The sequence below is a fragment of the Paraburkholderia acidisoli genome, from assembly GCF_009789675.1.
In the GTDB taxonomy this organism is placed as follows: Bacteria; Pseudomonadota; Gammaproteobacteria; order Burkholderiales; family Burkholderiaceae; genus Paraburkholderia; species Paraburkholderia acidisoli.
Genome location: NZ_CP046915.1, coordinates 255,105 through 267,585, shown reverse-complemented (window position 1 = coordinate 267,585; position 12,481 = coordinate 255,105). Strand labels below are relative to the sequence as shown.

Genomic DNA, 12,481 nt, shown 5'->3' with positions numbered 1-12,481 from the left:
CACCCGCCCCGGGCTGGCGGCGCACGCAGGGAAAGCGTGCGCCGCGCCGCGTGGCGGTTAAAACTGGACGGCTACGTTCAAGCCTTCCGGAATCACATACTCGGCCATGCGCCGGCGCGACAGCTCCATATGGCTGCGCACCAGTTCGCCCGCGGCCTGCGCGTCGCGCGCCGCGATCGCCTCGATGATCTGGTCGTGCTGCTGCACGGCCTTTTCCATATCGCGCTGCATGTCGCTCGTTTCCGGCGCGCGGTAGAACAGCTTGCCGAGCCGCGCATGGTCGATCAGCACGCGGCGCAGGCTGGGCATCAGATACGTATTGCGCGCCATGTGGCCGATCGCGTGATGAAACGCGTCGTTGTGCAGCACGCGCGATTGCACGTCGTTTTCTTCGATCGAGGTGCGGAATTGCGCCTGGATCTGCTTGAGCCGGTCGATCTCGTCGGGCGTGGCGTTGCTGGCGGCCAGTTGCGTTGTCGCGACGTAGATGAGCGGCGCGGCGAGAAAGAAGCTGCGCAGCGACTGATAGCTCATGGGCGAGACGCGCGCCGGACGGTTCGGCTCGAGTTCGAGATAGCCCTCGGCCGCCATCTGGCGCAGCAGTTCACGCACTGGCGGCCGGGACAGGCCGAACTCGTCGGCTAGCGCCAGCTCGTCGAGGGCCGCGCCGGGCGCGATCTCCATACTGACGATGCGGCGCCGGAGCGTCTCCGCCATCACGGTTTTTCGATCCGCCGACGGGCCCGAATCGGTTTCCTCGGTGGCCGGCTGTAGCTTCTGTCTGGACATGTTTCGTGTGTCTACAAACTGTAGACAAAGTATAGGTTGAGAATAGACGGAGTAAAAATAAGGGTTTACGCGTTGGCTGGGCGATCTCGTTGCGTAAACGGCGACGGATCGCCAGGCCCCGTCCCAAGCCGATAGCTTAAGGGACGTGGCGTCCTCGGGTGGCTTGGCGCGGTGCGCGTCACGCCGTTCAGTGGCTTCGTCGGCGTCATGACGCCGAGATCAGCGCGCGGCGGCTTGATCTCGCCCCGAAACGTGGTCTCGTCACCACAATCCGACGGAAAAAAGTCAGATTGTTGTGGGCGCAATGTATTTTGCATCTTACAATCGATAACGATTCTTATTCGCACGCGGCCGTCACTTGCCATCGAGCATGCCGTTTCGCGCCGTGCGGCTCTTTTATCGATATCAGGAAGAAGAACCAGGTTATGTCGCAACGGGGTATGCAACACAAGATCGTCCGGCGCACCGCGCTGGCCTCGGCCGTCGAGCGGCTGTTCATTGGCCTTGCCGCCGCCACGGCGTTGCAGGCGAGCGCGTACGCGCAAACCGCGCCGGCCGCGTCCACCGAAGGTAGCGCAGCCGCTCAGTCCGCTCAGGCGCAAACCCCGGCGAACGCACAAGCGAACGGTCAATCGACGGTGCTGCCCGCCGTGGTCGTGAAGGCCGCTGCCGCACCCGGCGAATTGCCCGCGCCCTATGCGGGCGGCCAGGTGGCGCGCGGCGGCAGTGTCGGCGTGCTCGGCACGGCCAACGTGATGGATCAGCCGTTCGCCACGACCAACTACACCGACGAGATGATTCGCGACACCCAGGCGCGCACGATCGGCGACATCGTCGTGAACAACGCCTCGGTGCGCACGGAGCAGAGCAGCGGCGGCTTCGGCGACGTGTTCCAGATTCGCGGCTTCGACGTGCAGGCGACCGATGTCGCGCTCAACGGTCTGTACGGCATGGTCTCGGCGGCGCGCGTGCCCGTGAACCTGCTGGAGCGCGTGGAAGTGCTGCAAGGGCCGGGCTCGCTCGAGTACGGCATGGGCCCGGGCGGCAGCGTGGGCGGCGCGATCAACATCGTCACCAAGCGCGCCGACGACGAACCGCTCACGCGTCTGACCGCGCTCTATCAGTCGAAAGGCCAGTTCGGCATGGACGCCGACGTGGGCCGCCGCTTCGGCGACGAAGGCCAGTGGGGCATTCGCTTCAACGGTCAGATCAAGGACGGTCAGACCGGCATCGCGCACGGCAACCAGTTGCAGGGCGACAGCTCGGTCGCGCTCGACTATCGCGGCAAGCAGTTCCGCTGGTCGCTCGACGCGTACAACGTCTCCGAGAACACCGACGAACTGCGCTCGCAGATCGGCTTTGGCAGCGCGACGGCCGTGCCCGCCGTGCCCTCGGCGTACAACAACCTGTATCCCGGCTCGAAGCTCAAGCTGCGCGATACGGCCGTCATGACGCGCGCCGAATACGACATCAACCCGCACGTGACCGTGTACGGCGCGGCGGGCGAGCACTACGGCACCTCGGCGCAGAATTTCCCGTTCGCGAACGGCATGACCTCGGCGGGCGACTTCACCGTCACGAACGGCTATTACGATCAGTACACGCGCACCAAGACCGTCGACGCGGGCGTGCGCTTTCATTTCGACACGTTCGGCGTCAAGCACACGCTGGTCACGGGCTTCACGAGCCTGAACCAGGAGGTCGGTTACTTCTACGCGAACGCGACCGACTCGGTGGCGTCGAATCTGTATAGCCCGACGCCGCTGCTGCCCGTGGACGTGCCGCGCGGCGACGCGCAGCGCAGCTCGCAAACGCGCCTGAACAGCCAGCAGGTGATCGACACGATGTCGTTCTTCAACGACCGTCTGTTGATCACGGGCGGCTTCCGCCGCCAGACGATCGGCGTGGACGACTACGACGTGGGCACGGGCCTGCGCCAGGACACGCTCGACCAGCAGGCGATCTCGCCGCTCGCGGGTATCGTCATCAAGCCGCTCTCGAACGTCTCGGTGTACGGCAACTTCACGTCGGGTCTCTCGAACGGCGGCTCGGCGCCGGCCGGCACCGCGAACGCGGGCCAGGTGTTCGCGCCGTACAAGTCGAATCAGTACGAAGCGGGCGTGAAGGCCGACTGGGGCCGCGTGATGACTTCGGCCGCGATCTTCCAGATCGCCCAGCCCAACGGCGTGACCGATCCCGTTACCAACGTCTACGGCTACAACGGCAAGACCCGCGTGCGCGGCCTCGAACTCTCCGCTTACGGCGAAGTGTTCCGCAGCCTGCGCCTGATGGCGAGCGCGACGTTCTACGACCCGAAGGTCTCGGGCACGGCGGGCGGCACGCAGGACGGCAACGCGCCGGGCGGCGTGCCCAAGTTCGCCTTCAACCTGGGCGCCGACTACGATCTGCCGTGGGTGGCGGGTCTGAGCGTGAACGGCCGCATCATCCACACGGGCGCGCAGTACTACGATTCGAGCGACGCGCTGCGTCTGCCCGCGTGGACGCGTTACGACGTCGGTCTGCGTTACGCCACGCGCGTGGCCTCGAAGGACGTGGTGTTCCGCGCCAATGTGGAGAACCTGTTCGGCAGCCGCTACTGGATCCAGCAGGGCACCTACGTGACGAACGCCGCGCCGCGCACCGTGCTGCTCTCCGCGCAAGTGGACTTCTGATCGCGCGTTGTAATACGTTGTCATCGAACGAGCCGGGCGCTGTGCAAGCCGCCCGGCTTTTTTCATGGCGATCGGTTATGGTGACTGCGCTATGCGGGCCGTCAGGCGCGGCATGCTTTCTGCTTACGCCAACGGTTCGCTGCGGCAGGCGGACACCACGAGCCCTGCCCGATAGCGATCGACCGACACCTGCAACTGTCCATCACGAGGATAACGATGAATCGAAAGACGATTGCGCGCTGCGTTCTCGTAGCCATGCTGAGCGCGTCCGCGACGGCGTTCGCGCAACCCCATGGTCCGGATCAACACGGCGATCAGCATGGCGGTCCTGGCGGCCACGGCGCGCCCCACGGCGGTCCCGCGCACGGCCAACCGGGTCGCGGCGCACCCATGCACGACGCGTCCATCGGCCGTCCGGGCGGCCCGGTCCCGCATTCGGACTGGCACAAGGGCGAGCGCCTGCCGGGCGAGTACCGCGACCGCAACTACGTCGTGGACGACTGGCACGGCCATGGTCTTTCGGCGCCGCCGCGCGGCTATCACTGGGTGGGCGTCAACGGCGACTACGTGCTCGCCGCCATCGCGACCGGCCTGATCGCGAACGTCGTGATCTCGGCGCACTAATGCGCGACAGGGCGTGGCGTGCGCTCGAGCGCGCCACGCCCGCGATGCCCCGGCGCGTGGCGTGACTCACGCAGGCGCCGCGATATCGCTTCTTTCTTCAACGCGCGGCAAATGCGTTATTCAACTGCGTGAATGCCGCCGCGTAACCTTCCAGCTCTTTCCCGGCCGCGTAGCGCAGCGGCTGCACGCGCTGCACCAGCACTTCGTGCGCCTGGGGCTGCGTTTCCAGAATCTGCATGACTTCCTCGATGAACGCCGCGAGCGGCATGGCGTGCGGATCGCTCGCCTGCGCCGCGCCCATCAATTCCGTTTGCACATAAGGCGGCGCGATTTCGATCACATCGACATTCGTGTCTTTCAGTTGATAGCGCAACGACTCGCTGAACGAGTGAATCGCGGCCTTGGTCGCGCTATAGGTGGGCGTGGCGGCGAGCGGCAAAAACGCGAGCCCCGACGAGACGGTCAGCACGGTCGACTTCGCCTGCTTGCGCAGCAGCGGCAGCAGCGCGGCCGTGAGACGGATGGGCGCGAGCAGATTGGTGGCGATGGTCGCCTCGGCCGTGGCGAGATCGATCGTTTCCGCGCGCCAGTTTTCCGGCTGCATGATGCCCGCGTTGTTCACGACCGCGTTGAGCGCGGGAAAGTCGCGCTCGATTTGCGCGGCGAAACGCGCGATGTCCTCGGCGCTCGTCACGTCCAGCACGGCCGTGGCGATGCCGGGGTTGGCCTTGGCGACTTCGTCGAGCGCGGCCTGGCGGCGGCCCGCGACGATGACCGTGTTGCCGCGCCGGTGCAAGGCCTCGGCCAGTGCGCGTCCGATGCCCGAACCGCCGCCCGTGATGAGAATGGTGTTTCCGGTGATCTGCATGACTACTCTCCTGTGTGAGGTTGTGCTAGCGTAGGCCATTCACTCTCAAACAGGAAGTAGGCACCGGTTTGTGCCGTACGCACACCGGTGTAAGTAATGGGAAATGGTTATGGCAAAAAGCGCAAAAACGAAACCGGACGAGCGGCGCGTGGTGTTCAAGTCGCCGAAAAAGTCCACGCCCGAGGCGAGCGTCGTGGGCGAGTCGCGGCCCGAGCTCGACACACTCGTGCTCGACGTGCTCGGCCGTATCGCCGACAAATGGACCATGTGCGTGCTCGAAGTGCTGGAGCAGAACGGCGTGCTGCGCTTCACGCGCGTGGGCGAACTCGTGGGCTCGATCAGCCAGCGCATGCTGACGAAGACCCTGCGTCAAATGGAAGCCGACGGCCTCGTGCTGCGCACGGTGTATCCGGAAGTGCCGCCGCGAGTCGAGTATCAATTGACCGAACTCGGCACGAGCCTGTGCGCGGCATTTTGCAGCGTGTGGCAATGGGCCGAGCAGCACGAAGCCGAATTGCGCACGTTGCACGGGAAGCGCGGCGCGGGCGCCTGACAGTTTCGCCGATGGCGCATGGCGGTTGGCACATGACGGCGGCTCGCGCGCGGTCTTCCGAGCCACGCCTTCCCGCACTACGCCGAAATCGTCATGGCCGGGCCGGGGCGTTTCAGCGCAGCGGCCTCGGATCATGCTGCCTATCCCGTCGCGCGACACGTGGCCGCTGGCCGGCTGCGCCGCGCCAGCCACCCACGCACCGCGCGGCTTGCCGCCGCGGTGCCGGGCGGGCGCCTCTCGTCTACGTGTTGTCCCGGATGGCGCGAATGCCGGAAATCCAACCCGTTCTCCGCGTAGCCGCGACTATGCCGAATTCGTCTCTTTGGGTCGCGAAAACCGTCAAGTCTCCCGCAATATGGATGGCGATACTTCCTCGCGTCGCTGCCGATTTTGGCGCGACGGTTCACCTGGCGGGAACCGCCGCCCGGCGTGCGAACGGGGATGCCTGCACGCCGGACCGCTCGACCCGCGAATGCCGATGATCAGTCGTACTGAGTTTATTTAGCGTGACACGTAGAGTGTGTGCGACGAAGAACGATGCGACGTCCATGAACAATGTCAAAGTCGAGGAGAAAGATCTGATGAGCAATACCGAAAGTCGCTCGCCGCTACGCGCGCATCGTCTTGCGATGGCCGTGGCAGGCGCTGCCTGCACGTTCGCCGCGCTGGGCAGCACCGCGGCCTTCGCGCAGGCCACGGACGTCAAGATCGGTTTCGCCGCGCCGCTCACCGGCGGCCAGGCGCACTATGGCGCCGACTTCAAGAGCGGCGTGGAACTCGCCATCGACGAAATGAACGCCACGAACCCCGTGATCGGCGGCAAGCCCGTGCATTTCGTGCTCGACGCGCAGGACGATCAGGCCGACCCGCGCACGGGCACGACGGTCGCGCAAAAGCTCGTGGACGACGGCGTGGTCGCGGTCATCGGCCATTACAACTCGGGCACCAGCATTCCGGCCGCGCCGATCTACGCGAAGGCGGGCATTCCCGAAATCGCCATGGCAACGGCGCCCAATTACACGCGCCTCGGCTTTCCCACCACGTTCCGCCTGCTGACCTCGGACACGCAGCTTGGCAGCGTGCTCGGCACCTACGTGGTGAAGGACCTCAAGTTCAAGCGCATCGCGGTGATCGACGATCGCACGGCCTACGGTCAGGGCGTGGCCGAAGAATTCACCAAGGCCGTGAAGGCGGCGGGCGCGACCGTGGTCGATCAGGAATACACGAACGACAAGGCCGTGGACTTCCGCTCGATCCTCACGAAGATCAAGGCCGCCGATGTCGACGCGGTGTTCTACGGCGGCGCCGACACGCAGGCCGCGCCGATGCTCAAGCAGATGCGCTCGCTCGCCATCAAGGCGCCGCTGATCGGTCCGGACATGGTGCAGTCCGACAACCTCATCAAGATCGCGGGCCCGGCCGCCGAGGGCACGCTCGCGGCTTCCGAAGGCAGCCCGCTTGCGCAGATGCCGAGCGGCAAGGACTTCTCGGACCGCTACACGAAGCGCTTCGGTCATCCGGTCGAGCTGTACGCGCCGTATGCCTACGACGGCACGATGGCCGTGTTCAACGCCATGAAGAAGGCCAATTCGACCGATCCGCACGTCTATCTCGCGGCGCTGAAGGCGACCAACATGAAGGGCGTGACGACCAACGAACTCTCGTACGACCAGTACGGCGACCTGAAATTCGGCGGCGTGACGGTCTACAAGGTCGTCAACGGCAAGTGGGTGCCTTCGCAAACCGTGGGCGTGAAGTAAGCCGCACGAGCAACAGGGGAGTCATGACGTATCGGCCGGCTGGTACCCGGCCGCGGCGCGCGCCCGCGGAGCGGCTTCTCCCGCCGCGAACGCGCGCGCCGATTGCATACGGGCCTACGCTTCGGCGTGGCCCGTTTTTTTTTGCCGATGGAGACGGCGCTCCGCGTGCGTGGTCGGCCTCGTTCAGGTTTTGGCGCGCCTGGCGGTAAGATTCAAGGCGATACGACACCACAACACGGGCCAGCCATGAACACGATTTTGCAGGCCGTGGCGTTCGCCGCGGACAAGCATCGCAATCAACGCCGCAAGGACGCCGAGGCATCCCCTTATATCAATCACCCGATCACGCTCGCCAACGTACTGGCGAACGAAGGCAATGTCGCCGACGAGGCGGTGCTGGTCGCGGCACTCTTGCACGACACCATCGAAGACACGCAAACCACGCGCGAGGAACTGGCCAGTCGTTTCGGCGAAACGGTCGCGCGCATCGTGACCGAAGTGACCGACGACAAGGCGTTGCCCAAGGCGGAGCGAAAGCGCCTGCAAGTGGCGCATGCCGCGCAGATCAGCGACCAGGCGAAGCTCGTGAAGCTCGCCGACAAGATCAGCAACCTGCGCGATATTGCCGCGAGGCCGCCGGCCGACTGGTCCGCCGGGCGCCAGCGCGAGTATTTCGACTGGGCCCATGCGGTGGTGGCGGGGCTGCGCGGCGTGCATCCCGCGCTGGAAGCCGTGTTCGATGCGGCATATGCCGCGAAGCCGGCCGCATGAGGCGCGCCATTTTGGCGGCGTGCGAGGATGGGAGATAATATGGCATTCCACGTCGCCTTTTGCTGGATTTGCTGATTCAGCGGTCGCGCGACGGACTTCTCTTCGTCCACCTTACTTGCCATATGTCAGACCTTAAAGTTGTCCGCGAAACCAAGACCCTTCGTGAACTGACGCTGGACAAGCTGCGCGACGCGATCGTGCAGGGCTACTTCAAACCGGGTGTGCGCCTGGTCGAACGCACGCTGTGCGACGAGCTGGGCGTGAGCCGCACGATTGTGCGCGAGGTGCTGCGCCATCTCGAAACGGAAGGGCTCGTCGAGGTCATCGCGCGCCAGGGACCGGTCGTCGCGCAGCTGAACCCGGCGCAGGTCAGCGAGATCTACGAACTGCGCGGTTTGCTCGAAGCGAATGCCGCGCGCGCGTGTGCGGAGCATTCCACGCCGGAACTCGTCAAGCAGTTGCGCGACATCCGCAAGAAAATCGAGGCAGCGTTCAAGGCCGGAGATCTGCCCACGGTGCTCGCCTTCACGGAGCGCTTTTACGAGGCGTTGTTCGAGGGCGCGCAGCGCACCGTCTCGCTGGCCGTGGTCAAGACGCTGAACGCGCGCATCAACCGGCTGCGCGCGCTCACGATCGCCACGCCGGGCCGCAGCGCCGAGTCCAATCGCGAGATGAACAAGATGCTCGACGCCATCGAGCGCCGCGACGGCGACGCCGCTTTCGCCGCGTCCATCGCGCATATTGGCCGCACCGCCGAACTCGCGCTCGCCGCGCTCGCGCAACGCAGCGAAGAGGGCGCGGCCGAAGCCTGAACGACGCTTGCGCTGGCGGACCAGGGCGGGGCGTAACGTTTTAGCCGATCCGCCGCTGCCGCGCCACCAGGCGGCATGGCTGCTGCGTCCGCGGTGCCCCGTGCGGGCGCGGCCTTCCCCCATCGACATGTCCCACGACGCCGCTCTCGCTAGCGGCGTTTTTATTGGCCGCCGCGTTTGCGCCACCCGCTGGCGCGCGTTTCCCGCCGTACCTTCCCCCATTTCCCGACAGGCGCCGATGCGAGCCTTCCGGCGCGCGTCGCGGCTTTACATCGACTTATGGTATTCCATAATATTTCCGGCCGAATCGTGTCGATAGTATGGCATACCATAATCTTGTGGAGACCGAATTCGATGAAGCCCGACCCGTCGTCCGAGTCCGTTGTCGCGCACGGCGAGCTTGCCGGCACGCGCTACGGCGTGCATGCGCCGAAGTCCGCGCCGGCACGGGCGACGGTCGTGCTGATTCACGGCGTGGGCATGAACCAGAGCGTGTGGACGCCGCAAATCGAGGCATTGACGGCGGCTCGCTATGAAGTGGTCGTCTACGACATGCTCGGTCACGGCGCGAGCGCGCTGCCGCCCGCCGAACCCACGCTAGAGGATTACGCGGGCCAGCTCGAACGCCTGTTCGACGGGCTCGAACTTCGAACGGCACATGTGGCCGGGCACTCGATGGGGGCGCTCGTCGCGCTGGAATTCGCGCTGACGCGGGCGTCGCGCACGCTGAGCGTGGCCGCGTTGAATGCCGTGTATGCGCGCACGCCGTCGCAACGCGCCGCCGTGATGGCGCGCGCCGCGCTGCTGCAAGACGGGCGCGATGCGGCAGTCGAAGCAAACGAAACAAACGAAGCGAATGAAGCAGCCGAGGCAACCGAGGCAACGGCCAGCGCCATCGACGCCACGCTCGCGCGCTGGTTCGGCGACCCCGTTCCCGCGCCTCTCGCCGCGGCGGCGCAGACCGTGCGCGAGTTGCTGCGCACGGTGAATCCGCACGGCTATGCGCGCACCTACCGCCTCTTCGCGGCTGCCGACGAAGCGCATGTCGGGCGTCTTGCGCAACTCGCCGTGCCCGCGTTGTTCCTGACCGGCGAGTGCGATCCGAATTCGAGCCCCGCGATGTCGCGGGCGATGGCGGCCGCCGCGCCGCTGGGCCGCGCCGACGTGATCGCGCACGCGCGCCACATGATGAACCTGAGCGATGCCGATGCCGTGAATGCCCGGCTGCTCGCCTTTTTCGACGCAGCCGCGCGGCCCGGCGCCGACAACCCGAACGCATCGAATGCAGCAAGCGAATCAAGCGCAGCAAACGAATCAAGCGCAGGAGAGCGCCATGTCTGATTTCCGTATCGAACCGGCCTTCGACGCCGCTGAGTTCCGTCGCGCGCTGGGCGCGTTCGTCACCGGCGTGACGGTCGTCACCACGATCCAGCCCGACGGCACGCCGCGCGGCTTCACGGCCAACTCGTTCACCTCGGTGTCGCTCGATCCGCCGTTGATTCTCGTGTGCATCGCGAAGACCGCCGCGAGCCACGACGTCTTCTCCGTCACCGATCACTTCGCGGTGAGCGTGCTGGCGGAGGACCAGAAAAGCGTGTCCGGCGTGTTCGCCTCGAAGTCGCCCGACAAGTTCGCGCAGGTCGCGTGGCGCGCGCGCGCCACGGGTGCGCCGGTCATGGACGGCGCGGCGGCCACCTTCGATTGCCGCACGCACGAGGTGGTGGAGGCGGGCGATCACGTCATCCTGATCGGCCGTGTGGTGGACTTCGCGCATTCGCATTCGTCGCCGCTCGGCTACTGCCGTGGTGCGTACGTGAACTTCAGTCTTTCGCAGGACGCGCTCGCGGCAACCGGCGCACGCGCCCAGGTGGGCGCGATTCTCGAACATCGCGACGGTCTCGTGCTGCTGGAAACGCAGGGCGGCCTGCAATTGCCCGCGGGCGTCAAGCTCGAACCGCAGAGCGACGCGGCGAGCCTGCGCGGCGTGCTCGCGCGGCTCGGCCTCGCGGCGCATCTCGACTTTCTGTTCGCCGTGTTCGAGTCGGGCAGTGGCCCTTCGGCGAGCGTGCGCGTGTACTACCGCGGGCGCGTGCACAGCAGTCACGCGGCGATGATGGACAGCGCGATCCACATCGTCCCGCTTGCGCAGATTCCGTGGAAGGCGGTGCGCGACGAAGCGGAGCGTTCGATGTTGCAGCGCTACGTGCGCGAGCGCAGCGAAGACGCCTACGGCATCTACGTCGGCGACACGGAAGCGGGGCAGGTGCAGCCGCTCGCCGTTGCGCACTAGACCTGTTCGCGCACCGCGCGACCCCAACCTGGCGAGACGATCAGGATAGCGAATCAATAAGCAGGATGCTGAGAGACCTCTGTTCGAATCACGCAACGAATCACGCAATCAACGCAGCGTCACCACACCGAAAAACGCAAGGACACCGATGATGAGCAACAGCACACGCCCCCTGACGACAAAACCGCTGATCGCGCTGTGCGCGGCCACGCTCGCGGCGACCTGCGCGAGCGCGCCCGCGCGCGCGGCCGACCCCATCGTTTTCACGAGCTGGGGCGGCACGACACAGTCTTCGCAGCAGAAGGACTGGGCGCAACCCTATACGCAGGCGAGCGGCGTCAACGTGCTGATGGACGGCCCGACCGACTACGGCAAGCTCAAGGCGATGGTGGATAGCGGCAACGTGAGCTGGGACGTCGTCGATGTGGAAGGCGACTTCGCTTACGCGGCGCAGAAGGCCGGCCTGATCGAGCCGATCGATTACGCCGTGGTCAAGAAGGACGAGCTCGACCCGCGCTTCTCCAGCGCGAGCGCCGTGGGCAGCTTCTACTACTCGTTCGTGCTCGGCTACAACAAGTCGACCTACAAGGGCGCGCAGCCGCAAACCTGGGCCGATCTGTTCGACACGAAGAAATTCCCCGGCAAGCGCACGTTCTACAAGTGGTCCGCGCCGGGCGTGCTGGAAATCGCGCTGCTCGCCGACGGCGTGCCCGCCGACAAGCTTTATCCGCTCGATCTCGACCGCGCGTTCAAGAAGCTCGACACCATCAAGAGCAACATCGTCTGGTGGAGCGGCGGCGCGCAGTCGCAGCAGTTGCTCGCCTCGGGCGAGGCGCCCATCGGCATGTTCTGGAATGGCCGGCTGCACGCGCTCGAACAGACGGGCGTGCCCGTGGGCGTTTCGTGGACCCAGAATCTGACCGCCGCCGACATGCTGGTGGTCCCGAAGGGCGCGAAGCACAAGGCCGAGGCGATGAAGTTCCTCGCCGCCGCGACAAGCCCGCAGGCGCAGGCGAAATTCGCGCAGGACACGGGCTATGCGCCCATCAACGTGAAGTCGGCCGCGCTGATGCCGCCGGCGGTCGCGAAGACGCTGCCCGACCAGTACAAGAGCTCGCAGATCAACCTCGACATGAAGTACTGGGCCGACAACCGCGACGCGATCGCGAAGCGCTGGTACGCGTGGCAGTCGAAGTAAGTTCGGGCAGGCCGTGCGGTGCGCCTCGCGCGTGATGTCGATGCGCGGCGCACCGCAGCCCAGGTAGCGACAGAAGTCGCAGCACAAAAGCAGCGCAATCGCACTGAATGAAATAGCAGCGGAACAGCAGCAAGACAGCGGCAG

General features: G+C 65.9%; 12 protein-coding genes. 9 read left to right on the top strand and 3 right to left on the bottom strand.

Features of this window, described 5'->3' with window-relative positions; all coding sequences use genetic code 11:
* Positions 1-57 precede the first annotated feature (57 nt).
* A complete protein-coding gene (locus tag FAZ98_RS23435; protein WP_158954544.1) occupies positions 58-789 on the bottom strand; it encodes a GntR family transcriptional regulator in 732 nt (243 codons plus the stop codon).
* A 440-nt stretch (positions 790-1,229) separates the two neighbouring features.
* Here FAZ98_RS23435 and FAZ98_RS23430 point away from each other — a divergent pair, with 440 nt between their 5' ends.
* On the top strand, positions 1,230-3,461 hold the full coding sequence (locus FAZ98_RS23430; protein ID WP_233272896.1) for a TonB-dependent receptor: 2,232 nt from the start codon (positions 1,230-1,232) through the stop codon (positions 3,459-3,461).
* A gap of 123 nt (positions 3,462-3,584) precedes the next feature.
* Here the strand turns inward: FAZ98_RS23430 and FAZ98_RS35710 are convergent, their stop codons facing one another.
* Positions 3,585-3,782 (bottom strand): hypothetical protein, encoded by a 198-nt coding sequence (locus FAZ98_RS35710; protein ID WP_233272941.1) that lies wholly within the window; start codon positions 3,780-3,782, stop codon positions 3,585-3,587.
* A gap of 69 nt (positions 3,783-3,851) precedes the next feature.
* Here FAZ98_RS35710 and FAZ98_RS36085 point away from each other — a divergent pair, with 69 nt between their 5' ends.
* Complete coding sequence (locus FAZ98_RS36085; protein WP_325072750.1) at positions 3,852-4,085, top strand: RcnB family protein; 234 nt, start codon at positions 3,852-3,854, stop codon at positions 4,083-4,085.
* Positions 4,086-4,182: 97 nt separating this feature from the next.
* Here FAZ98_RS36085 and FAZ98_RS23420 read toward each other — a convergent pair whose 3' ends face one another.
* Positions 4,183-4,953, bottom strand: coding sequence for an SDR family oxidoreductase (locus FAZ98_RS23420; protein ID WP_158954538.1), 771 nt, complete (start codon positions 4,951-4,953; stop codon positions 4,183-4,185).
* Between the two features lie 109 nt (positions 4,954-5,062).
* Here FAZ98_RS23420 and FAZ98_RS23415 point away from each other — a divergent pair, with 109 nt between their 5' ends.
* The 7 genes from FAZ98_RS23415 (at position 5,063) to FAZ98_RS23385 (ending at position 12,337) form a co-directional block, all read left to right on the top strand.
* Positions 5,063-5,506, top strand: coding sequence for a winged helix-turn-helix transcriptional regulator (locus FAZ98_RS23415; protein WP_158954536.1), 444 nt, complete (start codon positions 5,063-5,065; stop codon positions 5,504-5,506).
* Between the two features lie 629 nt (positions 5,507-6,135).
* On the top strand, positions 6,136-7,266 hold the full coding sequence (locus FAZ98_RS23410; protein WP_158956433.1) for a branched-chain amino acid ABC transporter substrate-binding protein: 1,131 nt from the start codon (positions 6,136-6,138) through the stop codon (positions 7,264-7,266).
* 246 nt (positions 7,267-7,512) lie between these two features.
* Entirely contained in the window at positions 7,513-8,037 is a 525-nt protein-coding gene (locus FAZ98_RS23405; RefSeq protein ID WP_158954534.1) for an HD domain-containing protein, read from the top strand.
* A 122-nt stretch (positions 8,038-8,159) separates the two neighbouring features.
* The gene (locus tag FAZ98_RS23400; protein ID WP_158956431.1) at positions 8,160-8,849 is read left to right on the top strand and encodes a GntR family transcriptional regulator; all 690 of its coding nucleotides are present in this window, start codon (positions 8,160-8,162) and stop codon (positions 8,847-8,849) included.
* 354 nt (positions 8,850-9,203) lie between these two features.
* Positions 9,204-10,190, top strand: coding sequence for an alpha/beta fold hydrolase (locus FAZ98_RS23395; RefSeq protein ID WP_158954532.1), 987 nt, complete (start codon positions 9,204-9,206; stop codon positions 10,188-10,190).
* Positions 10,183-11,139: a flavin reductase family protein gene (locus tag FAZ98_RS23390; protein ID WP_158954530.1), complete on the top strand. Its 957-nt coding sequence runs from the start codon at positions 10,183-10,185 to the stop codon at positions 11,137-11,139. The genes FAZ98_RS23395 and FAZ98_RS23390 overlap by 8 nt, the downstream gene beginning before the upstream one ends.
* Before the next feature lie 151 nt (positions 11,140-11,290).
* Positions 11,291-12,337: an ABC transporter substrate-binding protein gene (locus FAZ98_RS23385; RefSeq protein WP_158956429.1), complete on the top strand. Its 1,047-nt coding sequence runs from the start codon at positions 11,291-11,293 to the stop codon at positions 12,335-12,337.
* The last annotated feature ends 144 nt before the right edge of the window (positions 12,338-12,481 follow it).